The sequence below is a fragment of the Loktanella gaetbuli genome, assembly GCF_020531945.1.
In the GTDB taxonomy this organism is placed as follows: Bacteria; Pseudomonadota; Alphaproteobacteria; order Rhodobacterales; family Rhodobacteraceae; genus Loktanella; species Loktanella gaetbuli.
In genome coordinates this window covers 85693-112553 of record NZ_JAJATZ010000008.1, presented here as the reverse complement: position 1 = coordinate 112553, position 26861 = coordinate 85693, and the positions used below count along the sequence as shown (strand labels likewise).

Sequence of the window (26861 nt, the reverse complement as noted above, 5' to 3'; positions counted from 1 at the left end):
GGTTTCCTCCCTGGAGTGGTTGCGGTCAGGCTGGCAGGTGCGCCACCCCCTCTTTCTGCGCAGCACCCGAAGGCACCACGATCAGTGTGACATCCGCCGATTCCAGCATGGCCGCCGTGCGGTCATCGATCTGGTCGTCGGTGATGATTGTGTCGACCCGCTCAAGCGGGCAAAGCACAAGGCTGGAGCGATTTTCAAATTTGGAGCTGTCCACCAGAACGATCAGTTCCTCGGCTTGGCCGATCAGCTTTTGTTCGGCCTGGATCAGCAATGGATCGCCCTCCATCAGGCCCAGTGGACCGATGCCCTGCGCGCCCATGAACATGCGTTTGGCATAGAAATTGCGGGTCACGTCATTGTCGAAGGGCGACAGGATTATGTTTTGTTCGCGGTAGATAATTCCGCCAGACAGCATCACAGTGTTTTGGGTGTTCTTCAGCAGATGTTCGGCGATCGGGAAGGAGTTGGTGAAAACCTGCATCCGGCGCGAGGCCAGCGGGTGAACCATCTGGAACGTTGTCGTGCCGCCGTTGATGATGATTGGCTCACCGTCCGCGCAAAGTTCTACTGCAGCTGCAGCAATGGCCTGCTTTTCGGCAATGTTCATCGTCTCGTTGATGGAAAATGGACGGCCCGAAAGGCCAACGAACGGCGTCGTCGTCAGGGCCTCGGCGCCGCCACGGACGCGGCGCAATTTCTTCTGTTCGTCCAACGTATTGATGTCGCGGCGCACGGTCGCCTCAGAGGCGCCAGTCAATGCACACAGGTCAATAACGGTTACGAGCGACCGGTCTTGAACGGCGGATAGGATGACTCTGTGGCGATCGTTTTCGTGCATGGGATGTCCCTTTGATTGCTCTGAACGTGAGGCGAATCGCGACAGTTTGTCAATCACTATTTGTCATATTCAATCATTCTGCACTGCAGCATGATTGTTTGTGATTGAAAATGATTGACTCGCCTGCAACCTGCCGTCACGTTGATTCTGAATAATTCGTCTTAACCCGTCGTCCACGGAGACACACATGACCTCTTCCAAAAATAGTCAACGTCTTGAAAACAAATGGGATGACGCCCACACCAGAAAGATGAGCGAGCCGGAGAAGTTGCTGTATCGCTCCAACCTGCTTGGGTCGGACAAGAGAATCACGAACTACGGCGGCGGCAATACATCTGCCAAGGTCACGCAGATGGACCCGCTGACCAAGAACGTCACGGATGTTTTGTGGGTCAAAGGGTCGGGCGGGGACGTTGGTTCAATCAAAATGGATGGGTTCTCAACGCTCTATATGGAGAAACTGAACGCGCTGCGCGGGCTTTATCGCGGTGTCGAGTTCGAGGACGAGATGGTCGCATACCTCCCCCATTGCACGTTCAACTTGAACCCGCGCGCAGCGTCGATCGACACGCCGCTTCATGCCTATGTGCCTGCCAAGCACGTCGATCACATGCACCCGGATGCTATCATCGCAATTGCCGCCGCAAAGGACAGCAAGGCGCTGACGCAACAGATATTCGGTGACAGCATCGGCTGGTTGCCGTGGAAAAAGCCGGGCTTTGAGCTGGGCCTGTGGCTGTCGGATTTCTGCGAGAAAAACCCGGATGCCAAGGGCGTTGTCCTTGAAAGCCACGGGTTGTTCACTTGGGCGGATGACGCGAAAGACTGCTATGAGCTGACGCTAGATGTTATCCAAACGGCGGTGGATTGGTTTGCCAGGGAAACCGCCGGCAAAGATGCGTTCGGCGGGGCGGTTCACACCAGCCTGAGCGCCGAGGACCGCCGTGCCACCGCTGCACGCCTGATGCCAGCCATTCGCGGATATGTATCCGGCCAGCAGCACATGGTAGGCCATTTCACCGACAGCGATGCGGTGCTGGAATTCGTTAACGCCAAGGATATGGAGCGTCTGGCCGCGCTGGGCACGTCTTGCCCCGACCACTTTTTGCGCACCAAAATCTGTCCGCTTGTGGTGGATTTTGACCCCGCCAAGCCGGACGTAGACGCCACGATTGCTGGCCTCGACGAAGCCATCGCCGAATACCGCGTCGGCTATCAGGCTTATTATGACCGTTGTAAACGCGATGACAGTCCGGCCATTCGTGACCCCAGCGCGGTCGTCTATCTGATCCCCGGCGTCGGCATGATCACCTTCGCCAAGGATAAGGCGACAGCCCGCATTTCAGGTGAATTCTACGTCAACGCCATCAACGTGATGCGCGGTGCAGACGCTGTTTCTGAATACCAAGGCCTTCCCGAACAAGAGGCGTTTGACATCGAATACTGGCTGCTTGAGGAGGCCAAGTTGCAGCGCATGCCCGCGCCGAAATCCATGGCGGGCCGCGTGGCTTTGGTCACTGGCGGGGCTGGCGGGATCGGGGCGGCGACGGCTGAACGATACTTGTGCGAAGGCGCCTGTGTGATGTTGGCCGATATTGATGACGCGGCCCTTGCCGAAATCTTTGAGAGTCTCAGCACCAAATACTCCGCTGACGTTGTGCGCACCGTAAACATGAACGTCACCGATGAAGCTGCCGTCGCATCTGCCTACGATGATATCGCCGCAGAGTTTGGCGGTGTCGACATTCTCGTCTCCAACGCAGGCATCGCGAGCTCTGCCCCAATCGAAGAAACCAGCCTCGATCTGTGGAACAAGAACATGTCGATCCTCTCCACGGGCTACTTCCTTGTGAGCCGCGAAGCGTTCAAGCTCTTCAAGGTTCAAGACATGGGCGGCGCGGTTGTGTTTGTGGCTTCCAAGAATGGTCTTGCGGCCTCGCCTAATGCGTCGGCCTATTGCACCGCCAAAGCGTCTGAGATCCACCTCGCGCGGTGTCTGGCCCTTGAGGGTGCGCCAATGGGGGTGCGGGTGAATGTCGTAAACCCTGATGCCGTGCTGAAGGGGTCCAAAATCTGGCAGGGTGAATGGCTCGACCAGCGTGCGGGCACTTACGGCACCGACAAGGACGGATTGGAAGAGATGTATCGCGATCGCTCCATGCTGAAACGTTCCGTGCTTCCCGAAGATATCGCAGAGGCTGCCTATTTCCTTGCATCCGATCTTTCGGCCAAATCGACAGGCAACATCATCAACGTCGATGCGGGCAACAAAGAAGCGTTCACGCGATAAGCGGCGCAGGGAGGACAGACGATGAGTTATGAGAGCGCAAAAGCCGCCTTTGCCGACTGGGGCGTGGACACGGAAGCGGCCCTGAACCGGTTGGCCGATATCCCGATTTCGATGCACTGCTGGCAGGGCGATGACGTTGTTGGGTTCGAGGCCAAAACCGGCAACTCTGGCGGGGGCATTCAAGCCACGGGTAACCACCCCGGCCGCGCCCGCACACCTGACGAGCTGCGCGCCGATCTTGAGTTCTCCTACTCAATGATCCCCGGCAAGCACCGGTTGAACCTGCATGCTTTCTACCTTGACACCGACCAGAACCCTGACCGCGACGAGATCGAATTCAGCCACTTCGAACCTTGGGTCGATTGGGCCAAGGATCAGGGGCTTGGCCTTGATTTCAACCCGACGTTCTTTGCCCATGAAAAGGCAGATGACAACCTGACCCTCAGCCACCCGGATCAGGGTATTCGCGATTTCTGGATCGAGCACGGCAAACGGTCACGTGATATTGCGGCGCAAATGGGGGCGGCCCTTGGCAGTCCATGTGTCAACAATATCTGGGTGCCAGATGGTTATAAAGACACGCCCGTCGATCGTATGGCCCCGCGCCAGCGTTTGGAAAACTCGCTCAACGCGATGATGGCCGCGTCGCAGGATAAGGCGCAAATGCTTGATGCTGTCGAAAGCAAACTGTTCGGCATCGGCGTAGAGGCCTGCACTGTCGGCAGCCACGAATTCTACATGGGCTATGCGATCCGCAAAGGCACCTTGCTGTGCCTCGACATGGGGCATTTCCACCCGACCGAAAACGTCGCTGACAAACTGAGTTCAGTGGCCTTATCGGTTGACAAAATCCTTCTCCACGTCAGCCGCCCCATGCGTTGGGACAGTGACCATGTGATCCTGTTGGACGACGCAATCCTGCAGATGGCGCAAGAACTGGTGAGTGCAGACCTGCTGGGGCGCACCCATATCGGGCTTGATTTCTTTGACGCAACCATCAGCAGGACCGCAGCTTGGGTCATCGGAACGCGCAACATGCAAAAAGCACTTTTGCGCGCGCTACTGGCCCCGTGGGATGGGTTGAAGTCAGCGGAAAACAACCTCGACTACACATCTCGTCTGGTTGTGACCGAGGAGATCAAAGACTTGCCCTACGCAACCGTCTGGACCGAGTTCTGCGACCGAATGGATGTCCCGTCAGGCCAATCTCTGGTCTCGAACCTCAACCGATACCAAGGCAGTATCGCCGGCCGCGGCTGAATATGCTGCAAAGCCACGTGTTAGGCGGTTTCGAGCGACGGCTTCGAGTCGGGAAGCCGACAATCGAGATAAATCGTCGTTCGGCAGCTTAGTCCGCACACCGGACCTTGGCCCTTAGAAAATGCTGCACGACGCAAGAACGACCGCTTCGATTAAGCTGCACCGCAGCTTTGTCACCCAGTCTCAAAGTCGGCAATGGGTCGGCCGCGACAGCCGGCCCGTTCGGGTCAGATTTCCACCGCATCGGCAATCGCGAGCGCATCTTTCAGCTCGACTCCCAAGAAATGCACCGTGCTGTCCATCTTCGTGTGTCCAAGGAGGAGTTGCACCGCCCGCCGGTTGCCGGTCTCTTGGTATATCTGCGCGACGCGCTCTCGCGCGCTGCACGCGATCAACTCGCGGACTGGATGAGCATCGGTGGTGTGACAGGTAACTTGCTGCGCGCCGATGCGCCGGACGGTTGGCTTGTCTTGGACAAGTCGGGCAGCGGGAGTCACACGCGCAGCATCATTGGGGTGGTCGTGCCCGAATGCCGCGCCCCCTGGATCGTCAACATTTTCGTCTCCGACGTCGATGCAGATTTCGAGACGCGCAACGTTGCACTTCAGCAGGTCGGCAGCGCTGTAATTTCGGTGATGCGAAACTAAAAACGGCCAGATCCGGTGACCGCTGGCGTCTGCATCGTCATGCCGCATCACGGGCGGCATGACGACCGCGGCCCCGGCATGATCGCGTCAATGAGGCGCCGCGTCGGCACTTGGGGGCGCAAGGTCCGACACTAAAGCATCAATGAAACGCCGCACGCGCGGTTCGAGAAATTTTTTGTGCGGATAAAGCGCGATGATCGGCACCTCCCCACAGTCGACATCCGGCAAGACCCGCAAAAGGCGTCCTGCTTGCAGGTCATCCTTCACGAGGACCATGGGCAGTAGAGCGATCCCCATCCCTGCGAGTGCCGCCGCCCGCAGACCCTCTGCGCTGTCCATGCGCAGAGGCACGCGACCCGACACATTGCCCGGAAAGCTGCTGGGATCCTGCAGGGACCAAGCCTGACGCTTCGCGACACTCGAAAATTGCAAAAGGTCATGACTGCTAAGCTGATCGACGTTTCGGGGCGCATCGCGGTTCGTGAGATATACGGGCGACGCGCACAAGACGGTTTTCTCTACCATCAAAGTTCGTGAGATCAGCGTGGCATCCGGGGTCGTTACGCCGACCCGAATGGCCAGATCGAAACCATCCTCAATGATACGGCTGACGGTGTCAGAAAAACTGATTTCAAATCGGACGTCGGGCCAGGTCTTCTGAAATCTCGCAACGACAGGAAGAATAATGCGCCGGCCAAGCGCATCCGGTGCGGTGATCCGCAGCGTGCCCTTGGGGATGCCGTCGACAGTATCAAGGCACGCATCGGCTTCGGCAATGGCCGCTTGAATGGCTTCGCCCTGCGCGAACAACCTTTGGCCCGCCTCGGTCAGGCTGACGGCGCGAGTCGTGCGGTTCAAAAGGCGGACACCGTATCTGTCCTCCAGCCGTGTCACGGCCTTTCCCGCAGTCGAGCGTGAGAGGCCGAAGGCCCGACCCGCCGACGCGAAGTTCCCGGCTGCGGCGACCGACATGAACAGAAGGATGTCGTTTACTTTCGAGTCAGCCATGCCGTGCCAATTGTCGAACCTTGTTCGCCTCAGATGCGGAATCCATTCGCCAGTGTTTTGCCATATGCGGCGGATATTCAAGTGCAATCAAGGGACAAACACGATGCAGACCTCACTGAAAAGAATGAACCCCGCAACGCTACCGAATACGGGCAGTATGGGCTACTCGCAGATTGTGGTTGTGAATCCGGGCACCTTGGCCTTTGTGTCCGGTCAGGTTGCGCAAACCGCAGACGGATCCGCCGTGCCGGACGGGCTTGCCGCGCAGACGAGTCAGGTCGTCGCGAACCTTGCCGAAGCGTTAAGGGCCGTGGGCGCAAGCCCCCAAGACATCGTTCAGATGCGCATTTACGTGACGCATTTGGACGATGACGCCATTGCTATCGCGATGCCGCCTATCATGGGGTTTCTTGACGGGGCAAAGCCCAGTCTGACGGGGATAGGTGTTGCGGCGCTGGCTGGGCCGGATCTGAAAATCGAGATCGAGATGATCGTTCAGGTTCCGGATTGACTCCGTCACACGCTGAGGTCCAGCACCCCCTGACGTAGGCAGAGTTCAACCGGTTTGGCCGAAGCGCGGAGCAACTCAAAAAAGATGGTGCAGGACCATACAGCGGGGGGCTGGCCGGTTCTGCACTAGTCATTCGAGGAATGCCTCGCGCTTCGAAACTATTTCGGCAAACTATTTGTGAGGACAGGACGCAGCTCTTCTTCGCACCATTGCCGGAAGGTCGTGGGCGTGTTGGCGCGCGAAGGCGGCTCTACCATGTTGTCCATACCCTCATTCTTGGCCGTAAACATTTCTACCATTGCCGCCGCCATACCTTCGGAAGCACCGACTGCCTGCATCATCCCGCCAAAGTCATCCATGCTCATCTCCTGAAACCGAATGGGGCGGCCCAGAACGGACGTCATAACGTCCGCCATTTCCGCAAACGACAGGTTTTCCGGCCCGAGCAGCGGAATGGCATCAACGCCAGACCAGTCGGTATTTATCAAGAGGTGCGCGGCGACATCGGCAATATCTGCTTTTGCCACGTGCGGAAGCTCCAGTCCCTCGGCGGTAGGCTGATAGAAGGCGCCGCCATCACGGATCACGTCCGTCTGGCGCAAGAGGTTGTCCATCAGAGACGCACAGGCAAGCGCGCGATAGGCGACCCCGCTCTCAGCAATCATGTCGTCCATGCGCAGGCTTGCGGTGACATGGCCTGCGGATTTCGGCCAACCACGTCCAAAGGCCGAAACGCCGACCACGTGGCGCACCTGCGAGCTAGCCAGTGCCGCACAGAAGGGGCGGCTGAAGTCGACGTAGGCTTCATGTGCGCTCGCGCTTGCAGGAGACCCAGGTGGCAGCCAGAAGACGCTTTCGATCTTCGCGAGAGCTTGTGCGATGACGGACGGATCGCCGTGGGAGCCTTCAATAATGTCGACGCGACCTATCAAATCGCGCGGTATCTTTGCCGGATCGCGAACGACGACGCGAAGTGGAAGAACGCTTTGCGCGAGGCGCGACAGAACGCGGGCCCCTATGTCCCCGCTAGGGGTCGTGACAAGGATCATGGTCTAGGCCTTTCTGAGTTATATATTCCCCCAATTTACGAACTGATGGCGAACGCTCTATGGTGTAGCGTCCCGATTACTATCGCCTCCGTTCAAAAGGACTAAAATGGACCCGCTTTCCCAGGTGATATCGCATCTCAAGCCGCACAATTGCGTAGCAGCCGGTCTCGATGCAGGCGGTGCATGGTCAATTCGTTTCCAGAGTCATGCCGGCCTGAAGTGCAATGCAATTCTAAAGGGCCGGTGTTGGCTTACTGTAGAGGGGTGCGACCCGATCGGTCTGGAAGAGGGTGATTGCGTCATCCTGCCTCACGGGCGAGCTTTCGTTATGTCGGCGGAGCGTCTCCGTCACGGCAAAGACGCGGGGACGATTTATGCCCCGGTTTCGCATGGCGGCACCGCGATGCTGGGCGGCGGTGGCGACTTCTTTATGATTGGCAGCCGCTTTTTGGTCGCGGGGCTACCCGCTGACAGGCTGCTCCGAACGCTTCCGTCTGTAATGCACATCCGCGCCGGACCTGAACAGGCGTCCTTGAGATGGGCGCTTGACGGGATCGCGTCAGAAGTGCGGACGTCGCGGATCGGCAGAGCGGTGTCGATTGAGCATCTGTCGCACCTGGTCCTCGTGCAGGCTTTGCGGCACCATCTCGCCAAGCCCGCCGTGCCAGGGACGGGTTGGCTCGCGGCGCTTGCCGATCGTCAGTTATGTATTGCAATAGGCGCGCTTCACGACGATCCGGCGCGGGACTGGAGCGTATCCGAACTTGGTGCCCACGCTGGTCTGTCGCGCACCGCCTTCGCCACGCGCTTTGCGCAGACGGTGGGCGTAACGCCTATGGCTTACCTTACCGAATGGCGGATGTGTCTCGCTGCGGATCAGCTCACCCGGGGCGCTCAGCCGGTTGCGCAGATCGGGAGGGACGTCGGATACGCATCGGTGAGCGCCTTCGTCGCCGCCTTTAAGCGTGTAACAGGCCAGACACCGCGACAATACCGGCGGGCACCCAAAACGGGGCCCTTGTAGTTGGTCGCGTTGAAAGGCTCGCTCGGTTCGAGGCCTATCAGCAGCAGCACACATCTGCAGTTCGACCTATTCAAAAAACGCTACGGGCTTTTTCGTGTTTAGTCCCGGCATTTGGTGGATCGGATCGATGATGAATCTGTCTGGCTTTGATGTCCAGATTTTGCAGATGTATTCGTAGGGCGTGAGCCCGCTGAGGGTCTTCAGTCTGCGAGAAAAATTGTAGGTGAGGAGGGGTCAGACGACAGTCCAGTGGACTGTCGTCCCCGACGCAAGATGAAGTCTGCGAGGTGTGTGCGCAGCTGGTCGTGGCTGTCGTGATGGTATCGTTCGACGGTAGCATCCTTTTTCGTCCGGTTGGTTCGTTCGATTTGGCCGTCCCTCGAGAAAACAGTCCCCCGGACTGTTTTCTCATCCTCGAAACTCCACGGGTTGTTGGGCTTTGTGAACCTATGCTCAATCTCATTTGCCTCGCAGATCATGTCGAACCGCATTTGCCTGGATACTGCGTTATTGCGGTTGCGGGGTTGCTCGGCGAACTGGATCCCGTTGTCCGTCAGGATCATATGGATACGGTAGGGAACGGACTCCAGCAGGTGCTCGAGGAACTCCCATGCTGTCTTGCGATCAGCCTTATCCACCAGCTGCATGACCGCAAACCTGCTAGTCCGGTCGATGCCTAAGAAGAGAAATAGCTTGCCCTTCCACCGTTTGAACCTCGGCGATTTCGATATGGAAGAACCCGATGCGGTATCGCTTGAACTTCTGCCACTTTGGATTGTCGCCTTCGACATTTGGTAAGCGAGAAACCCCATGTCGCTGCAGACACCGATGCAGCGCTGAACGTGTCAGGTGCGGTATCGAGGGCTGAAGGGCATAGAGACAGTCATCAAGCGGTAGCAGCGTGTGGCGCCGGAAAGCGACGATCATTGCCTCCTCAGCTACAGTGAGAACGGTCGAGCGCGGCTCTTTTGGCCCGGTCTTCAAGTCCTCGACCGTCGCACGCTTGCGCCACTTCGTAACTGTCTTGGGGTTGATACCCAATTCCTTGCTTAGCTGCGCGAGCGAAGCTTGCGATCGCTATATTACAGCTCTGACGGCGTACGTGGTCGTGGCGCTCCCGTGACGAACTTGTCCCATAGTGCTTCCTTTCACGCCTGAAAAAGGATCGCACCATCAAACCGTGGGATCAAACACCTAGTTTCATCATGGGCGCAGCGAATGTCCGGAATCCGCCCATCTACGAAGGCGACCTTGGGGTCAACGTGCCCGGCTCAAAGAAGTCCCTCCAGTTCCGCGGCCGATGGAAATGCGGCGGCCGTCCCGAAGCGCGACACGGTGATGGCCGACGCCTTAGCTGCTTTTGACAGCGCGTCGCTATCGATCCATGCCTTTCTCCGCAAGGCACTCCCGATAGCGACGCTTTGGAATGTGTCACCTGCACCTGTGCTATCCGCGACGCTGACCTTTTGCGCAGGGACAGAAATCACGCCGTCTTTGCTGCCAAGAAGTGCCCCGGAGGCACCCAGTGTCAAAACGACGACATCGATGTTGAGGTCCTGCAGATAGCGAACCGCCGCCTGCGTGCGCAGACCCGTAATCTCCTCCGCCTCGTGTTCGTTGAGAAATATGGCATCCAGACCTTTCATATGGGGCACTATGCCTGGAGAAAGCGGCGAAGGGTTCAGGGCAAGCCGCAACTGCCTTGCGCGCGCCTCTCGCATTATGTCCGCAGTTGCCGCCACGGTCAGGTTTCCCTGAAGGACCACCAGATCGCCCGGTTCGGCATCTTCCATCAGCGGTCTGACGTCGTCGATTTCGAGACTGCGCGCGCAGTCGACAGTCGTGATGTTGACGTTTCCACCGTGGGCATCCTTAAGTACGATAGTTGTATCGCCCGAGATGTTTGACCTCTCGATCAGCCGTGCCGTGACTGGCTCTCTGGATAAGCGATCACGCATTTGCCGGCTTTGGGCATCGGCTCCGATTGCCGCGATCAGAATGGTTGTGATACCGCAACGCGCCAGGACGATCGCTTGGTTCGTGCCCTTGCCGCCGAGATCGGTGGAGATGTTGCTCCCAAAAATCGATTCGCCTTCAAGCGGCATCCGGTCCACTGCCAGCGTCTGATCCAACGCTATGTTTCCGACTACAAAAACTTTCATCGCCCTCTGCTTTCTTACCGGCGAAGCTGATTAATTTTCAGGCAACGCCGGCTACCACTACAATTCTTTCCCGCAAGAATGGTTGACAGAATCAAAAAAGGCAATTGTTAATGGGTTTACTAAACCGCTTAACTTACGCTTCGCCGACCTGATTAAAGAAGAGTGACGCATGAAATTACGGACCAGTCTCAAGGATGTTGCGAAGGAGGCAGGCGTTTCGACGGCGACTGTTTCCCGCCACCTAAACGGATCACTGGACCTGCCGGATGCGACGCGCGCCCGGATCGACGCGGCCGTGTGCAAGCTTCAGTACCACCCGAACCCCCATGCCCGGCGCCTGAGCCTCGGGCGGTCGGATTCGATCGCATTGATCCTGCCGGATATCGCGAACCCGTTTTTCGCAAAACTGGCCGCGGCCATCGAAGGGGCTGCCGAAAAACACGGCTCCATGGTGCTCCTTCACGCGACTTTCAACAAAAGAGATCGCGAAATGGCGGCGTTGCGACGTGCAGCCCAGAACCAGGTGGATGGCGTAATCTTTATCACCAACCGCGCACCCGAAGCGCAAGTCGCGCGGGCACTGAATGACTTTGCGAGAGCCGTCATCCTTGACGAAGACGTGCCCGATGGAAAGATCCCGCGGGTGCTGTGCGACAACGAACTCGGTGGCGTTCTGGCAGGGCAGCATCTGAAGGCTGCGGGTCATCGCCACGTCGCCTATTTCGGCGGCGGGCTCGATCTGCACAGCACGCAGATGCGGCTGGCAGGCCTGCGCCGCGGATTGGCTCAGGACGGCACCCAGTCCGTCGAGCCGACCCTGTTCGTCGGAGACCATTCTCCAACCTCGGGCCGTGTGCTTGCCGAAACATTTCTGCGCGATGCCGATCAAGAAACAGCCATCTTTTCGGGGTCTGACGAGCTGACAGTCGGAATTCTGGAGGTCTTTCGGGCGCGGAGCATCCGCGTGCCTGAAGACTTTTCCCTCATCAGCTTCGACGACGCGCGATCTTTGCATCTTTTTGCGCCAGCGATCACGGCGGTTTGTCAGCCCGTCGAGCAGCTTGGCGCGCGCGCCGTTGAAATCCTGTTCAGCGACTCTTGGGGTCAACCAGGTTTCAAGGCGCTGACAGAACGTCTGCCGGTAAATTTGATCGAACGCCGTTCGGTTTCGACACCGGCCAATAACAAGAAACGAACCGAAACCTAAGCACAAAAACAGCTTGAACCCAACGGAGACAAATATGACACGCTTTATAAAGACGGCATTACTATCGGCCACAGCTACGGCTTGCGTGATGGCTTCCTCTGCAAACGCCGAAACCTTTGCAATGGTGCAGATCAACCAGCAGGCACTGTTTTTCAATCAGATGAACGCAGGCGCGGTCGCGGCGGCAGAGGCGTCTGGGGACGAGTTGGTTGTATTCAATGCCAACAATGATCCCGCCGCGCAGAACAGTGCTATCGAAACCTACATCCAGCAGGGTGTAGACGGTATTATTGTCGTGGCAATCGACACCAATGGCATCATGCCAGCGGTCCAGCAGGCCGCGGACGCTGGTATTCCTGTCGTCGCAGTTGATGCCGTTCTTCCGGAAGGTCCGCATGCCGCGCAGGTCGGTGTGAACAACGAAAGCGCTGGCGCTGAAATGGGCGCATTCTTTCTGGACTACATGGTCAGCGATATGGGTGGCACGGCGAATATCGGCGTCGTAGGCGCCCTGAATTCTTCGATCCAGAACATCCGGCAGGACGGTTTCGTGAATGTCATCTCAGGTGCAGAGGGTGTTACCGAGACGGGGGTAGTAGATGGCCAGAACGTGCAGGATCTTGCCTTGGCCGCGGCTGAGAACATGATTACCGCGAATCCGGATCTGACCGCGATCTACGCAACGGGAGAGCCGGCGCTTGTGGGTGCGGTCGCTGCTGTCGAAAGCCAAGGCAAGCAGGACAGCATCCAGATCTTCGGCTGGGATCTTACGGCGCAGGCCATTCGCGGCATCGATGAAGGCTATGTCGCGGCGGTGATCCAGCAGGATCCGGCGGGAATGGGTGCGGCTGCGGTCGAAGCGCTCAAGACCCTGAGCAGTGGCGGAGAGGTTGAAGCGACCATCGCCGTGCCTGTCACGATCGTGACCAGCGAAAACGTCGACAGCTTCCGGAGCATTTTCGAGTGAAAGCAGGGCCAGCACAGAGCATTGCCCGGGAGCCGGAGGGCCTTGCGTCCTCCGGCACGGGCATAGTGCCGCGCATCTCTTTGCGCGGCATCAAGAAGAACTTCGGATCCATCGAGGCGCTAAGAGGCGTCGATCTGGATATTGCCCCAGGGGAATGTCTCGGATTGATCGGCGACAATGCAGCCGGCAAGTCGACGCTGACGAAAGTCATCTCCGGCACCTATGTCCCCGATGCAGGAACCATCAGCATCGATGGCGAGGTCGTTCGATTTGCCAATCCAGCTGATGCAAGGGATCGTTCTATCGAGATGGTTTTTCAGGACCTGAGCCTGTGTGACCACATCGATGTAATGGGGAACTTGTTCCTCGGTCGCGAAATGACAAAGATGTCGTTTCTGGACAATAGCAGCATGCGCGCCAAAGCCCGCGAGATGCTGGATGATCTGGACATCCGCATTCCGAAGCTGACGGCCAAGGTTGCACAACTGTCCGGCGGACAACGCCAGGCCATCGCAATTGCCCGCGCTGCGTCGTTCAATCCGCGTGTCCTGATTATGGACGAGCCGACATCTGCATTGGCAGTCGCCGAGGTCGAGGCCGTGTTGCGGCTGATCAACCGCGTCAAAGCGCGGGGCGTGTCAGTTATCCTAATTACGCACCGCCTGCAGGATCTGTTCCGCGTCTGTGACAAGATCGCGGTCATGTACGAGGGCACCAAGGTGGCAGAACGCGACATCAGCACCACAAGCCTTGAGGATCTGGTGAAGCTGATTGTTGGCAAGGGAGAAGAAATATGAGCAACGCCTACACAGAGCGTGGTCAAGGATCGGCACTGGCTGATTTCCTGACAGAGAACGCACAAGTTCTGTCCATCTCGTTCTTCTTCGCGGTTTGCGTGATCTTCTTTTCAGTCACGACCGACGTTTTTCTGAGCGTCGGCAACATTTTGAACATCCTGCGGCAGGCGGCTCCGATCCTGATCGTCGCGGTCGCGATGACCTTCGTCATCATCACGGCGGGCATCGATCTGTCGGTGGGCTCGCAGGTGGCGATCATCAGTGCATCGGTCGCACTGATCCTGTCATTCGGTATCCCTTGGCCCCTCGCTGTCTTTGCGATGCTCGCTTTTGGCGCGATGATCGGTCTGGTGCAGGGCTGGTTCATTGCCTACCAAGGGATCCCAGCCTTCATCGTGACACTGGCGGGCCTTTCGATCCTCCGTGGCTTCGCCTTGTACATGACGAAAGGGTACTCGATCCCGATCGACGATGTGCCCGGGTTCTTTGCCTTGGGTCGTGGGACGATCCTAGGTCTACCGGTGCCGGCGGTGATTGCGCTGCTGATCGCCGCTTTCGCCGCGGTCATCATCCAACGCCAGATGTATGGCCGCCAGGTTGTTGCCGTCGGCTCCAACCCCGAAGCTGCACGTCGCGTCGGGATGCCCGCGAAGTGGACAATCGCATCGGTCTACATGCTGTCTGGAATTGCCTGCGCCATTGCCGGCCTTCTGATCGCGGCCCGGCTGGGATCAGGGTCTTCGAATGCCGCGGTCGGCTTCGAGCTACAGGTCATCGCTGCCGTTGTTTTGGGCGGAACGTCGTTGTTCGGCGGCCGCGGGTCCATTCTGGGCACACTGCTTGGCACGTTGACCATCGCGGTCATCGGAAACGGTCTGATATTGCTTCATGTGTCGCCGTTTTTCACTCAAATCGTGACCGGCACGATCATCCTGATCGCGATCTGGCTCAATACCCGGATATTCACCGCGAACTTCAAGTTCAAGCGCAAGGCCTGAACGGTCGGACTCTGCCGTGGCTTGTCCCAATCGGACAGGTCACGGCGCAAAAAATAGGACTGAAATGCAATCTATCTCTGACAACGCAGGCAACGCCATCACGCAGTTATTCGGCCGGCCAAAAGCCTTGATCGGCATGATCCACTGTCCGCCCTTTCCCGGTTCGCCGCGCTATCGCGGCGAAACGCTGGACCAAATCTATGACGCCTGCATGCGCGATGCGGACCGGTTGATCAGCAACGGATTGCACGGGCTGGTCGTTGAAAACCACGGCGACGTACCTTTTGCCAAACCGGACGACATCGGCCCAGAGACACCGGCGTTCATGTCCGTCGTCGTCGACCGCATCAAGCGCGAGTTTGATGTCCCCATCGGGATCAACGTGCTGGCAAATGCGCCCCTTCCCGCATTCGCCATCGCGCGGGCAACGGGGGCAGCGTTCATCCGGGTGAATCAATGGGCAAATGCCTATGTCGCCAACGAAGGCTTCATGGAAGGCCGCGCGGCAGAGGCGATGCGCTACCGGTCTGCCCTGCGCGGAGAGGGGATCAGAGTATTCGCCGATAGCCACGTCAAACACGGAAGCCATTCGATCACGGCAGATCGCAGCGTTGCAGAGCTGACACGGGATCTGGCCTTCTTCGACGTGGATGCCGTCATCGCTACCGGTCAGCGGACCGGAAACAGCGCCACGATGGAAGAGATCGCCGAAGTTGCGGATGCGACGGACCTACCGGTTCTGGTCGGCTCGGGCGTGACCGAAGGCAACATCTCCGACATCCTGTCGATCGCAAGTGCCGTCATCGTTGCGTCCTCACTGAAAGAAGGCGGTGTCTGGTGGAACCCGGTAGAAGCCGCGCGCGTGCGGTCATTTGTGGCCGCCGCAGCACCCGCGCTAGGTGATTGAGCCATGTTGCTTTCGGACAGGATCCTGTCGGCCAATGATGCCGTTCTGAACCGGATGCTGAAGCATCGCTTCGTCGCCGACATCCAGGTCGGCGGGCTGGATAAGGAGGTTTTCCATCGCTATCTGGCTTACGAAGGCCAATTCGTGGAAACGGCAATTTCTATCTTTGCATTCGCGACGATCAAGGCGCCCGACATCACGGCAAGGCGCTGGTTGATTGGTGTGCAGGATGCCTTGGCCAACACTCAGGTGCCATACTTCGAGGAGATATTTGCCCGCCGCGGGATCGTTGTGGCGGACAGCATGCCCCTTGCCGTGACCGCCTTCGATGCAGGCATGCTGGACATTGCGCGCGCGGGCAGCTTCCTTGATGTGCTGACCGCCATGTTCGCGGCAGAGTGGATGTACTGGACGTGGTGCCGGAACACGAACAGCGCACAGATCACCGATCTTGATCTGCGCGCCTGGGTGGATATGCATACCGCCACTGGCTTTGCCGATCAGGCGCTTTGGCTCAAGCAGGCGATCGACACCTATGGCGCGGAGACGGACGGAGACCGACTTTGCGCGATCTTCGATCAGGTGACGCAGCTGGAGATCGATTTCCACACGGCGGCCTACCGAGACACAGCACAGATTGAGGGAAGCTAGGCATGGACACGGAATTTTCCCAAACCGTCATGACGGTGCTGGGGCCGGTGCCCCGGGACACTCTTGGCGTCACCCTGATGCACGAGCATATCCTGAATGACTGCCGCTGCTGGTGGCGCGGACATGAACCGGATTTTTCGTCCGACATTCTGGATGTTCCGATCACGCCGGAGATTCTGTCGCAGTTGCGACACGACCCTTTCGCCAATCGAGAGAACTGCGCGCTGGATGATGAGGATCTGGCGGTGCGCGAACTGATGCTGTTCGCTGCCGAAGGCGGGGCCACCATCGTCGATCCGACCTGCAAGGGCATCGGTCGGGATCCCGAAGCTCTGACCCGTATCGCGCGCAAGACAGGGCTCAACATCATCATGGGCGCAGGATATTATCTTCATACCTCGCATCCGGACTATCTGTCCGGGATGAGCGAGGCCGATATCACGGACGAGCTAATCCATGAGGCACGGGTCGGCATTGGTCCGGACCAGACGAAGATCGGACTGATCGGTGAAATCGGCGTCAGTTCCGATTTCACAACTGCCGAACGAAAGGTTCTGGCGGCTTCGGCTACGGCCGCTGCGTCAACGGGGTTGCCCCTGATGGTCCATCTTCCGGGCTGGTTCAGGCTGGCCCACGACGTTCTTGATCTGGTCGAAAGAAGCGGTCTGCCCACTGACAGGGTGATCCTGTGCCACATGAATCCATCGGGCAAGGATCTGGCCTATCAACGCAGCCTGGCCGACCGCGGAGCGTTTCTGGAATACGACATGATCGGCATGGATTTCTGGTATGCCGATCAGGCCGTGCAATGCCCATCCGATGAAGAAAATGCCGCCGCCATCGTCAATCTTTTCGATCTTGGCTACGGCAACCATATCCTGTTGTCGCAAGACGTCTTCATTAAGATGATGCTCTGCGCCTATGGGGGTAACGGCTACGCCCATGTGCAGCGACATTTTTTGCCCAGGCTCCTGCGCCACGGCCTGACGGAGGGGGATCTGCTGAAACTGATGGTGGACAACCCACGACACGCCCTTGCCCGCAAAATAACGACAGGACAAACGACATGAAAAAAGTGCTTCTGGTTGGCGAAAGCTGGGTCAGCTCCTCGACGCATTACAAGGGTTTCGACCAGTTTGGCAGCGTCACCTTTCACACGGGGCACAAGCGTTTCATGGAGGGCATGAAAACGGGCGGCTATGACGTCACGCATATGCCGGCCCACGACGCCGCAGCCGATTTCCCAACGACACCGGACGGCCTCTCGGACTACGACGTCATTATTTTGTCCGATATCGGCGCCAACACCCTGCTTCTGCATCCTGATGTCTGGTTGCGCGGCAAACGTGTCGCGAACCGGATCAACCTGCTGGCCGACTGGACTGCACAGGGTGGCGGTCTGATCATGATAGGTGGCTACTTCTCGTTCCAAGGGATCGACGGCAAGGCGCGCTGGCATAAGACTTCTGTCGAGGCTGCACTGCCGGTCGAGTGCATGTCGTCAGACGACCGCATGGAAATACCCGAGGGATGCGCACCCGTCGTGAACATGGCCGATCATCCGATCCTTGACGGCATCACGGGGGAATGGCCTTACCTGCTTGGTGTGAACGAGGTAAAACTCAAAGACGCGCCCGAGGTTAAGCTGATTTTGTCCCTACCTGAGACCCAGCGTGGCCTGCCGTTGCTTGCAACCGGACAGTTTGGAGAGGGCCGCACCGTTGCATGGATGTCCGACATGAGCGAGCACTGGCTGCCTCCCGCATTCCTTGAATGGGATGGCTATGACAGATTATTCTGCAATATGATCGGCTGGGCTGCGCGCGACATCTGATCCTAAATGGTCGCCCGCGCACAAGTCTCGTCGCTGTGATAAAAGCCGCACAGGTCATATTGGCATGTGATGGGATTACTCAACATGACTTGCCCGCCGCAATGTTTCATAGCGGCGGGCAAGTCATTGGGCTTGGGTCAAAGTGACCTCGCGCCGGGGGCGGGCCTGTTCCGCAACGCACCAAGTCCTTCCTGAAAAAATACAGACATACAGGCGAGTTTGGGTTCCAGACGACAAGCCTACCATTTCGCGTCGATCAGATGCAGACCGGAACCGGCGAAGTCCAGAAAGAACTCGTCCCCCGGCATGGGTTCATCCCAGCCGGAAGTCTCGCCGAGAAATATTGGCCCAATGTCTGGGAGAACTCGGTGATGGAGAGCTTCTTCTCGTCGCTAAAGATCGAGCGGACAGCCCGCAAAGTCTACCGCACACGCGATGCGGCACGCGCCGATGTGTTTGACTACATCGAGCGCTTCTACAATCCGAGACGACGCCACTCAAAGCTGGGCTATCTCAGCCCTATGGCGTTCGAGGACCGCGCTATGCAAACCTAACCTCGTGTCCACAGAACCGGCAGCAGCTCAGAATAATATATCTGCTACACAGATTGCTACCCATACCTTAGCGAGAAGGTTTATTAAATCATTGATTTATTTATTGAAAGAGAGCTGTGCGTGAGAAGTAGACTGATCCCCAGTCCGCCATTTTCACCCAGTATTTTGAAGTATAAGTCGTCTGATGTCAGTGGACTAGGGTCATGACTCGTAACCAGTAGATGACGACGGCTGCGAGCGCGATGGCCGAGAGGAATGTCTTTGGACACCTGTCGTAGCGGGTTGCAACGCGCCGCCAATCCTTGAGCCTGCCAAACATGATCTCAATGCGGTTGCGACGTTTGTAGCGGCGTTTGTCGTATTTCACCGTCTTCTTGCGCTGTTTTTGTCCAGAGATGCAGGCGCGTATTCCTTTCTCTTGCAAGGCATCTCTATACCAATCGGCGTCGTAGCCTCGGTCTCCAAGCAGCCATTCGACCTTTGGCAAACCATCCGGCAAAGCCCGCGCGCCGATATAGTCACTGACCTGTCCAACGGTGACGAAGAAGTCGAGCGGGCGTCCCTCGCTGTCGCAGATGGCGTGCAGCTTGGTGTTCATGGCGCCCTTGGTGCGACCAATCAGGCGACCGCGCCCCCCCTTTTTAACGCCCATGCTGGTCGCTGTCCGGTTGGCCTTGAGATAGGTCGCGTCGATCATGACGGTCTTCTTCTCGCCGTGCCCGGCCGCCAGACCCGCCATGATCCGGGCGAAGACGCCCTGTTCGTGGCCGCGCTCGGACCGGTGGCGCTTGCTACTCACCTCCACCGCTTCCAGCGAATGTAGGCGTCTTGTGGGGGCCGTAGGCTGCCGGCGCATCACGCCAGCGTAAGCCATTTCGATTGATGAATATAATCCCGCTCAACACGCGCCGGTCATCGACGCGCGGTTTGCCGTGGGATTTCGGGAAGAAGGGCTCGAGGCGCGCCATCTGCGCATCCGTCAGCCAGAAAAGAGCAGACGTGTTCACCCCCATTTTTCAGCGGTGAATCGCCCCGTCAGGTGGAAATCAATGGGTCCTGACCGTAGATGCACGTGCGTTGCAATGTTGATTCTATTTTTCCAGTCGCGTTCACTGCGCAAACGAATAACTCAGCGACGATGACTTCTCATTGGGTGACGGGACTGGTCACTCATAACTATCGAGTGTTGAATATCGAACCACTGCAGTGGGGGGAGACGGATATGAATCCTTCCCCCCCCCAGAGTTTTTGCACGAAGCCAATGTCCGCTCTCTGGGTTGCAGACGCAGCATGGTGAGTGTCCCGCGAACGGAAGCTTTGGGCAGGAAGCGAAGGCAGCTGACTGTTGCCGTCAGCCCTCCGGCGCGCCGCGCTGCCGCATGTCCGCTTCGAGCCCATTTTTCCGGATGCTGCGCCCCGTACCAAGGTCCGACAACAGGTGCGAAGCGGTTATTCGAGGATGGTTTTTGCGTTTGTCCGCTGATGGGTGGTAGATATTTCAAATATATTTCAATGGATAGAGTGGTGTCGTGTGCAGTTCATGTTCATGCTTTTATCGCGAATATCGTGTTGCGTCGCGTTTGAGGCTGTCGCGCTCGTTTGAAACTCTGGAACTCAATTCTTGAATCTCATCTGTCGAAATGTCATGGAAATGCGTCGTGTTCGTTGGGACCTTTGGCCTCCGACAATATCCGTCTTTCTGGCCGTAGAACCTGCGTTGGTCTCCGTTTCCAATACCCGCCTTGATCTGGATGGATATGGAGCTGCTGTCTGCACCGGGCGTATCGATGTGGCATAGCGCGCAGTCATGGTGATCAGGTGTGCAACGTCACAGGCCTTTAAATGCGCGACCTCTCTTTTTGCGCCGGGCGCAAAGTCACTTGGATCTCTGATCACCATTTCCGGTCAATCGTGTCGAACTTCAGACCGCTGGCTCTTTCCTTGGCCCCAAAGCTGCGACTCCAAGACTGCCACAACACAACTTGCCCGTCATAGCCGCGAGCGATTTGCCAGTGGCGGATCAGCTGCAGACCGGCCTTCGGGACGGCGTGTTCCGCCAAAATGACCGCTTTAGTGGGATCCATGATCCGGCTTTTGGGCCCGGTTTTGGCAGGGTCCATCGTTTCCCAAACGCCGAGCCGTGCGCGCCGCAACTGGATCTGATCTGTCTTGTCGATGCGCTCTGGCACCAGTGGGATCCACCAGGGTGGAACCGCTGTTTGAAGACGATATGGCCATGCTGAATCGTCCTCAAGAACGGGTTCGTCCGGGATTTCCCAGGCTTGCCTGCGTCGCAACGGAAGACCAAAAGGACCTTCGATCTCTTCCTCGATGGCCCAGGCAAGGTTTGCCTCTTCATCGCGGCGAAACCCGACCGTTTCAATCGCGGGTCCGTTCATGGCACCTGCAGTGACTGGCAGGATCGGCAACCAGTCGGATGTGTCTTTCTGGGGAACGGCATCCTTAACTGTGAACAGGGCAAAACCTGCTGTTGGATCGTCCAACCCCGACCGATCTGCAACCAGCGCAGGAGGGATCGTGTGTTCGCGGTTGAAACTGTCAAAAACCTTCAATTCTGTCACCCGCGTGAAACATCCCACGGGGGCTGCCACCGACAGGACAAACATGTCATCCCCGCCAATGGCTGCGAAATCCGCAACGATCATCCTGGCTGTATCACCGGGGCCTGCGCTAATCCCTCCAAAGTGCACTGTGCCATCCTCAAACTCCCAAAACCGTGGGACTGGCTGCCCGACATAGCTTAGGGCTGAGGGCATCGGTTCTTTCGTCTGAGTGCTGGAAATGCCGGTCAGCACATCCGTATCGATAAAATCATGGTCGAAACTGTACCAGTCCAACCGCCCGCCGCCGTAATTGTCGGTTTTCAGGGCCAGCTGCCCGGATTCGGATTTTGTTGAAACGGTCGCCTCGTAGGACAGGCGATCAGATTGCCATGTTGACGCGGTCTCGGCGATTTCGCGTCCGCGGCCATCGCACAAGCCTTTGACCGCAGTGATCCAATCGCTGTCAAAGTAATTCGCAGGCAGGCTTTTTCCTTTGTCTGCGACCAAAGCAAAAGGATCAAACGCGTTCCGCGCCAAGAGACGCAGTCTGCGCTCGGCTGCTGGACGCAGCGGATACCCGGTGCGATAGGCCTCGGCGTCAAAAGGATAGGCTGTTTGCAGCTTGACCAGTAAATCGGAAGACTTGATGCCGGACAAAGTCCAAGCATGCAGTGCAGCGTTGCACAGCGAAGCAATATCTTCGGCACTGTGTGTCGAAGGGAGAATGGCTTCGACCTTGGCCTCCAGGGGCACCGAGCTGTTGCGCAGGTCTTGAACAGTGCCGTCCGGCGCATGAAACTGGGTGATGGGTGTGCGTTCGGTCGTCAGCGAGGTCGCGACCGGAGAGGCGGCGTCTTCGCCGTCGAATTCCCCAGTTTGCCATTGTCGTGCCAGCATCCAAAGCGGATCGGCCACGCGCGCCTCCACCCCTTCGCGCAAGGTTTCATCAGTTGTGTTCGGCTCTAACCGGTCCCACCGCGTACTCATTCAGTGTTCTCCTCAGCTGGGGGCGGGGGTTGGGGACCGGCGTCCAGCCCACCCTTGGCAAAGATCGCGGGTAGATGGTGGCCAAGTTTGCCCAGCTCGGTGCCGGTGACGGCGCGCAACTGAGCGTTCTCGATGGTTTCGATCAGCGTGCGCCGCAGCAACGCGTCGGACCAAGGCATCCCTTCTTCAGGTGTGACAGCGAGCAGAATGGCTTGCGGTGGTTTGGAGGAAGGTGCATCGAAATGAAATGCAACACCGGTCGTGGCCTCAGGCGCAGGCAGCCGTTCGGTCCATCGGTCAATGATATAGCCGGTACTGCTTGAGCCCTTTTTCAATTTTGGCACTCCGCCCCCATCGACAAGCACCCAGCTGGACCCGCCATCCGACCCTTCCGGTGGCAGATGCAATCCCATCCATCGCGGAAGCTTTTTGCTGCTATGCTGGCGGAGTTTTATATTGAACGTCAAGTCGGGGGCCAACAGGCGGGCGGTATCAACCGCACGGGTCCAGCGCCGCAAATCAGGGCGGATATGGGCGTATTTGCCCGCCCAATCCGCTAACTCGACCGCCAAGGGGGACATCTGTATCCCATTGCGAGGACCGAATGTTCCGCCGTTCAGTTTCACTTCTGCCGGCAAGCGATTGCCGCTTAGCTTTTTCGCAAGGGCAAGACACTGATCCAGCGATGGAGCATTTTCCAGAATACTGCTCGCCGCTTCGCTTCGCTTGCGTGCCGCTTTCACCGCCGATCTGGCAAAAACCCTTAAAGCGTGGGAATGCGGGTCTGCAATAAGCTCGGTGCCCGGAAGGGCCGCCGGGAAGCCCAGTTTTGCGAGGTCAGCCAGCGCGTTCAGCAGTTGCTCCTCGGCGCCGTTTAGGCTTCCGTCTATGACCTGTTCAAGATGATCGGCTGCTGTTTTGATGTTTTGGCATTCGTTTTTCAGTTTCTTGCTCAGCGCCGTCTGATCTAGACTGATCGATCGGTTTGGAAGACCTGTCGTCAAAGCATCGGGCATCAGAGGTCGCAAAGAGCTGAGATGATCTGCAAGTGCAACGCAGAGCTCCTCAAAGTCTTCCAGATCCGGCGACACGCTGCCTATCGGCTTTTCGGTCAATGATGTTGGACAATACGCATCAGGCGGCAGCTCTGCGCCGGTGTTGACCAAATGGATCATCGCCCGCTGACCCAGCGCGGCCGGGCGGGCAGCTTCGAGAACAAGATCCAGTGCGCTCAGCCCAAGGGCATTCAGTGGAACGTCGTGCACGATATCTTTGGTGATCACCTGAACCGTCAGTCGGGAGAAGCCGAGCAGAAGCGGCTCGATAAACGCGTTCAGGCTTGGATGGCTAGCCGCCAACCCGGTCTGGGGCGGCGCGTCCTTGGCAGGCAAGGGCAACGAAAGGGCGACTGTATGCGCAAGCTCAGATTTTGAGATGTCGGTGCGGGCGTGACGTAATTCGCTTGGCGGTGCTTCTCCCAGCGAGATTGCATCCAGTATTGCGGCCGCACGGGTGGCATTGCCCTGCGCAAGGTAATGAACTGCCTCTGTCAGGCCCGCATCGCCAAGTGCATCAAAACTTGCCTTGACCGATTTGATCAGGGTTTCGACATCGGTTTTGTCCGTATCGGGTTTGATCCTGTCCAGCGTGGATTGCAGATCACCGCGGTCAAAGGCTTCGATCAACGACAGCCCATCCATCGGCCCATCTACGCGCGGCGGTTTGCCGTCCGCTCGCAGCACCGCGACGCGGATTGCGTTCAGCAACCGGTCCAGACCCTTGTCGTGAAGTCCGCGTTCAAAGTCATAGCCCAGCACATCGCCCAGTTCACGGCCCTGAGCCACAGCCTGGATCAATCGATCTGCCGTTCGGATGCGGTCCGATTGAAGGTTGACCGCCAATGGAGACGCCTGATCATCGCGCCCGTGATTGCGCCAGGCAGATCGCAGAATTCCTGCTGTGACGGCCTGTTGCGTTGAAGGCGCGTGCTGATAGCCGTCGCTGTCGCGCAGTTTTTCATCGGGTTTCAGATCCAGCACAAACCCATATCCGCCGTATTGCGCGCGACCGTTCGGCTGCAGGTCACGCAAACGCCGTGTGGCCAGCGCCGTTAACCAAGCATCCAGCCGATGCGACGCAAGCCCCAGAGTTTCGCGCAGGTGCCATTCCAGCGTCGGGACAGGAAGGCCCAGCAGACCTTTGAGGGCTGCCCTAAAGCCGGTGCGCTCTCCATCCCGCAATTCTGGCACGGCGGCGTCAACCAGCTGCTGTAGCAAAGGTTTTTCATCTGGCCGGTCAAAGGGGATGCGTTGAGTGTTCTCGGTGAAGAAGTCTGCCGGATTGGGCTGCACCACCGATGGGGCAGGGCGCAAGGCTGTTGTGCCCCTCAATCCTTCGATGCGTGCGCTTGATTGCGACGGCATGCGCGGTTGGTTCAGGGTATTGCCGGTCGTACCCACAGGTGGCTTGACCAAATCCAACATGGCACTCAGATCACGTCGCGAATCGTTAGGCACCTGTGCAAGCGCTTTGGCGAGGTATGTGCTGGGTTGCGCGGGAATGGATTGTCCATCGCCGGAAAAGCCCCCCATTACCAGACTTCGGGTAAATTCCCGGGTCTTGTTGTCATAGATATGCATGCCAATAATCGGGTCTTGGGTCTCGTCATGCAAAACCCCCGCAACCTTGGACAACGGAAGGTTCCCCAAATCAGACAGCAGTGGTTCCAGACGGGTGAAATAGGCGTTCAAGATTGCAATGCTGCGATCCAGCCAGACGCGGGCACCGTCAATCTTGTCAGAATCCTCGACCAAATCTGCGACGTTGTCACGCAAGTTCATCAGGAATTCCAGCTGAGCCTCAGCCGACGAAAAATCGCCCTCAATAAGCGCTGCAAACGCGTCCGGAGGCATGTTTGCGCCCGCGTCTAAGGGTGCCTCATCGCCCATCATGGCAAGGCCCCAACCCCACTGGCCCAGCACGGACAGACTGGGATGGCCGTAATGGGGATCATTGCCGGCAAGAAAGAACAACCCGAAGGCCGCAAGGATGGAAGCCCATTCATCGTCATAGCTGTTGTTGCGCCAATCCCTGAGTTTGCGCACAAGGAACCGTGATGGGTGGGGTTGCGCGCCAAGCACCTGCACGACATCGGTCAGTTCTTCGTCCGGCGGGCCGTTGCCGCGAGCCGACAGTTTCGGCACAAGCGGTGTGCCGTCCAGCCATACGTCGCGCAGCCGCAGCAGGATGGTTTCGAACCAAGGATCGGGGCTTTTCCAGGCCGTGGGGACGTGATGTGCGCGCACCGGCAGGATACCATAGGGTTGCGTGCCGACGCGCAACGCCGGTAATGGCCCGCCGCCCCGCACATCGTAGAGAAACGCGTCGCGGGCCGTATTCACCACCCCATCAGGCAGGGATCGGTTGCCGGACGGGTCAACCAGCAGCGCGTTGAAATACGCCCCCCAAGTAACAGGCCACAGTGCTTCGTTCATCCAGCGCTGACCGCTGTCTTCCTCGCGTTCGGCACCGTCGACACGTTCGAGCGGACCCCCATCGGTTCCCCCCAACAGGTGCGACAACCGGCGTCCGTTCGCCTCGGGTGCTTCGGTCAGATCCAGCGGAGACAGGACCGTGTCGAGCGTGCCATCTTCCACTGTTGGGTCTGTTGTAATCGGACTCCGACGATCCTCGACCGAGTTCGTTGGAACACCCTGCGCCTGAAACGCAAGCCCGCCAGAAAAGCGATGCGCCGTCATCAACGTTTCCAACTCCCGGGCTTGCTCACGCGAAGCCGGTGCGTTGACGCCATAGACCAGCAGCAGCGCAATGCCATCTTCTTGCGTCCATTTCTTTCCAAAAAGCGGGACATCGACGGCCATGCCAAATTCCAAGGCCTTGGAATAGTCTTTCATCCATACGATGTTTCGCTGCGGCGGGGCATCGCGGTCCTTGCCATCACCATAAAGCGGATCAAGGCATAGCGTTTTTTCAATTTGTGCCCCATCCTCAGAAACCATCTCCTCCAAGGTGCCATCTGCGCGCCGCCGGTACCCGACAACCCGCCAAAACTTGGGCAGACAGGCAGCAAGGGCGGGTCGTGGTTTTCTCGCCCTTTTAATGTCGGTTGCAGGATTGGTACGTGTGACGTCGATGACATAGGCCGCACGGCGTTCAGATAACGCATCAATAATCCAGGCCCTGAGCGCTTGTTCGGTCTTGTCATCTCCGGCAGCCGCCTCGAACCTTTTCCAGAACTCCAGACCAATGGTCTCCTCGTCCTGTGTTAGACGGGTGTCGTGGTCATTCATGTGGATGTCGTCAGGGTAAACCCGCACGTGCAGCGTCGCCGGCGGGCTGCCACCGGAAAACACGGTTTCGATCCGGATCGGCAGCATGGTAAGCGGACAGTCGGGTTTCATATTCCCAAAGACATCGCCGCGTGGGTGCAATTTCGGGTCAAACAGGATGTCTGGCGGAAGGAGATCCAAATCTGTTGGCATGAAGTTACCGGGACGGTCGCCAGGGAACAGGCCGGGTTTCGGCTTGGGTCGTGGCGGAGGCGTTGGTGTCGGTTTCCTCCGAGGCTTTGGTGTCAACTCGGGTT

At 58.0% G+C, this 26861-nt stretch carries 18 protein-coding genes and 5 pseudogenes; 14 read left to right on the top strand and 9 right to left on the bottom strand.

Going from position 1 to position 26861, the window contains the following annotated elements; genetic code table 11:
* Positions 1-25 precede the first annotated feature (25 nt).
* A complete protein-coding gene (locus tag LGQ03_RS14725; protein WP_226749014.1) occupies positions 26-838 on the bottom strand; it encodes a DeoR/GlpR family DNA-binding transcription regulator in 813 nt (270 codons plus the stop codon).
* Positions 839-1025: 187 nt separating this feature from the next.
* Here LGQ03_RS14725 and LGQ03_RS14720 point away from each other — a divergent pair, with 187 nt between their 5' ends.
* Both LGQ03_RS14720 and LGQ03_RS14715 read left to right on the top strand, forming a co-directional pair.
* Positions 1026-3128, top strand: coding sequence for a bifunctional rhamnulose-1-phosphate aldolase/short-chain dehydrogenase (locus LGQ03_RS14720; RefSeq protein ID WP_226749013.1), 2103 nt, complete (start codon positions 1026-1028; stop codon positions 3126-3128).
* A gap of 21 nt (positions 3129-3149) precedes the next feature.
* Positions 3150-4388 (top strand): L-rhamnose isomerase, encoded by a 1239-nt coding sequence (locus LGQ03_RS14715; RefSeq protein ID WP_226749012.1) that lies wholly within the window; start codon positions 3150-3152, stop codon positions 4386-4388.
* Between the two features lie 227 nt (positions 4389-4615).
* On the opposite strand, the pseudogene LGQ03_RS14710 reads toward LGQ03_RS14715, so the two are convergent.
* Positions 4616-4765 (bottom strand): annotated as a pseudogene (locus LGQ03_RS14710) (integrase); the annotation flags it as partial.
* A gap of 357 nt (positions 4766-5122) precedes the next feature.
* Positions 5123-6043: a LysR family transcriptional regulator gene (locus LGQ03_RS14705; protein ID WP_226749011.1), complete on the bottom strand. Its 921-nt coding sequence runs from the start codon at positions 6041-6043 to the stop codon at positions 5123-5125.
* Between the two features lie 103 nt (positions 6044-6146).
* On the opposite strand from LGQ03_RS14705, the gene LGQ03_RS14700 reads away from it, so the two are divergent.
* Positions 6147-6554 (top strand): RidA family protein, encoded by a 408-nt coding sequence (locus tag LGQ03_RS14700; protein WP_226749010.1) that lies wholly within the window; start codon positions 6147-6149, stop codon positions 6552-6554.
* A 158-nt stretch (positions 6555-6712) separates the two neighbouring features.
* Here the strand turns inward: LGQ03_RS14700 and LGQ03_RS14695 are convergent, their stop codons facing one another.
* On the bottom strand, positions 6713-7603 hold the full coding sequence (locus LGQ03_RS14695; RefSeq protein WP_226749009.1) for an NAD(P)H-binding protein: 891 nt from the start codon (positions 7601-7603) through the stop codon (positions 6713-6715).
* Between the two features lie 106 nt (positions 7604-7709).
* Between LGQ03_RS14695 and LGQ03_RS14690 the strand changes: the two genes are divergently transcribed.
* On the top strand, positions 7710-8627 hold the full coding sequence (locus tag LGQ03_RS14690; RefSeq protein ID WP_226749008.1) for an AraC family transcriptional regulator: 918 nt from the start codon (positions 7710-7712) through the stop codon (positions 8625-8627).
* A 66-nt stretch (positions 8628-8693) separates the two neighbouring features.
* Here LGQ03_RS14690 and LGQ03_RS14685 read toward each other — a convergent pair.
* Together LGQ03_RS14685 and LGQ03_RS14680 are read right to left on the bottom strand one after the other, a co-directional pair.
* Positions 8694-9764: pseudogene (locus tag LGQ03_RS14685) on the bottom strand (DDE-type integrase/transposase/recombinase).
* 134 nt (positions 9765-9898) lie between these two features.
* Entirely contained in the window at positions 9899-10789 is an 891-nt protein-coding gene (locus tag LGQ03_RS14680) for a PfkB family carbohydrate kinase (RefSeq protein WP_226749007.1), read from the bottom strand.
* A 169-nt stretch (positions 10790-10958) separates the two neighbouring features.
* On the opposite strand from LGQ03_RS14680, the pseudogene LGQ03_RS16810 reads away from it, so the two are divergent.
* The 10 genes and pseudogenes from LGQ03_RS16810 to LGQ03_RS14635 all read left to right on the top strand — a co-directional run.
* A pseudogene (locus LGQ03_RS16810) lies at positions 10959-11099 on the top strand (LacI family DNA-binding transcriptional regulator); the annotation flags it as partial.
* A gap of 57 nt (positions 11100-11156) precedes the next feature.
* On the top strand, positions 11157-11996 hold the full coding sequence (locus LGQ03_RS14675) for a LacI family DNA-binding transcriptional regulator (protein ID WP_264195044.1): 840 nt from the start codon (positions 11157-11159) through the stop codon (positions 11994-11996).
* Between the two features lie 34 nt (positions 11997-12030).
* Positions 12031-12963 carry a substrate-binding domain-containing protein gene (locus LGQ03_RS14670; protein ID WP_226749005.1) on the top strand — a complete coding sequence of 311 codons (933 nt, stop codon included), beginning with the start codon at positions 12031-12033 and terminating at the stop codon, positions 12961-12963.
* The gene (locus tag LGQ03_RS14665) at positions 12960-13760 is read left to right on the top strand and encodes an ATP-binding cassette domain-containing protein (RefSeq protein ID WP_226749004.1); all 801 of its coding nucleotides are present in this window, start codon (positions 12960-12962) and stop codon (positions 13758-13760) included. Before LGQ03_RS14670 ends, LGQ03_RS14665 begins: the two co-directional genes overlap by 4 nt.
* Positions 13757-14758: an ABC transporter permease gene (locus tag LGQ03_RS14660; RefSeq protein ID WP_226749003.1), complete on the top strand. Its 1002-nt coding sequence runs from the start codon at positions 13757-13759 to the stop codon at positions 14756-14758. The genes LGQ03_RS14665 and LGQ03_RS14660 overlap by 4 nt, the downstream gene beginning before the upstream one ends.
* Positions 14759-14822: 64 nt before the next feature.
* Entirely contained in the window at positions 14823-15665 is an 843-nt protein-coding gene (locus tag LGQ03_RS14655; RefSeq protein WP_226749002.1) for a BtpA/SgcQ family protein, read from the top strand.
* Between the two features lie 3 nt (positions 15666-15668).
* Positions 15669-16316, top strand: a complete 648-nt coding sequence (locus LGQ03_RS14650; protein WP_226749001.1) for a TenA family protein — start codon at positions 15669-15671, stop codon at positions 16314-16316.
* A 2-nt stretch (positions 16317-16318) separates the two neighbouring features.
* The gene (locus tag LGQ03_RS14645) at positions 16319-17386 is read left to right on the top strand and encodes a phosphotriesterase family protein (RefSeq protein ID WP_226749000.1); all 1068 of its coding nucleotides are present in this window, start codon (positions 16319-16321) and stop codon (positions 17384-17386) included.
* Positions 17383-18150, top strand: a complete 768-nt coding sequence (locus LGQ03_RS14640; protein WP_226748999.1) for a glutamine amidotransferase — start codon at positions 17383-17385, stop codon at positions 18148-18150. Before LGQ03_RS14645 ends, LGQ03_RS14640 begins: the two co-directional genes overlap by 4 nt.
* A 350-nt stretch (positions 18151-18500) precedes the next feature.
* A pseudogene (locus LGQ03_RS14635) lies at positions 18501-18704 on the top strand (IS3 family transposase); the annotation flags it as partial.
* Between the two features lie 187 nt (positions 18705-18891).
* On the opposite strand, the pseudogene LGQ03_RS14630 reads toward LGQ03_RS14635, so the two are convergent.
* The 3 genes and pseudogenes from LGQ03_RS14630 to LGQ03_RS14620 form a co-directional block, all read right to left on the bottom strand.
* Positions 18892-19717 (bottom strand): annotated as a pseudogene (locus LGQ03_RS14630) (IS5 family transposase).
* A gap of 879 nt (positions 19718-20596) precedes the next feature.
* Positions 20597-22255: a hypothetical protein gene (locus LGQ03_RS14625; RefSeq protein ID WP_226748998.1), complete on the bottom strand. Its 1659-nt coding sequence runs from the start codon at positions 22253-22255 to the stop codon at positions 20597-20599.
* Positions 22252-26757, bottom strand: a complete 4506-nt coding sequence (locus LGQ03_RS14620) for a hypothetical protein (protein WP_226748997.1) — start codon at positions 26755-26757, stop codon at positions 22252-22254. The genes LGQ03_RS14625 and LGQ03_RS14620 overlap by 4 nt, the downstream gene beginning before the upstream one ends.
* Positions 26758-26861 lie beyond the last annotated feature (104 nt).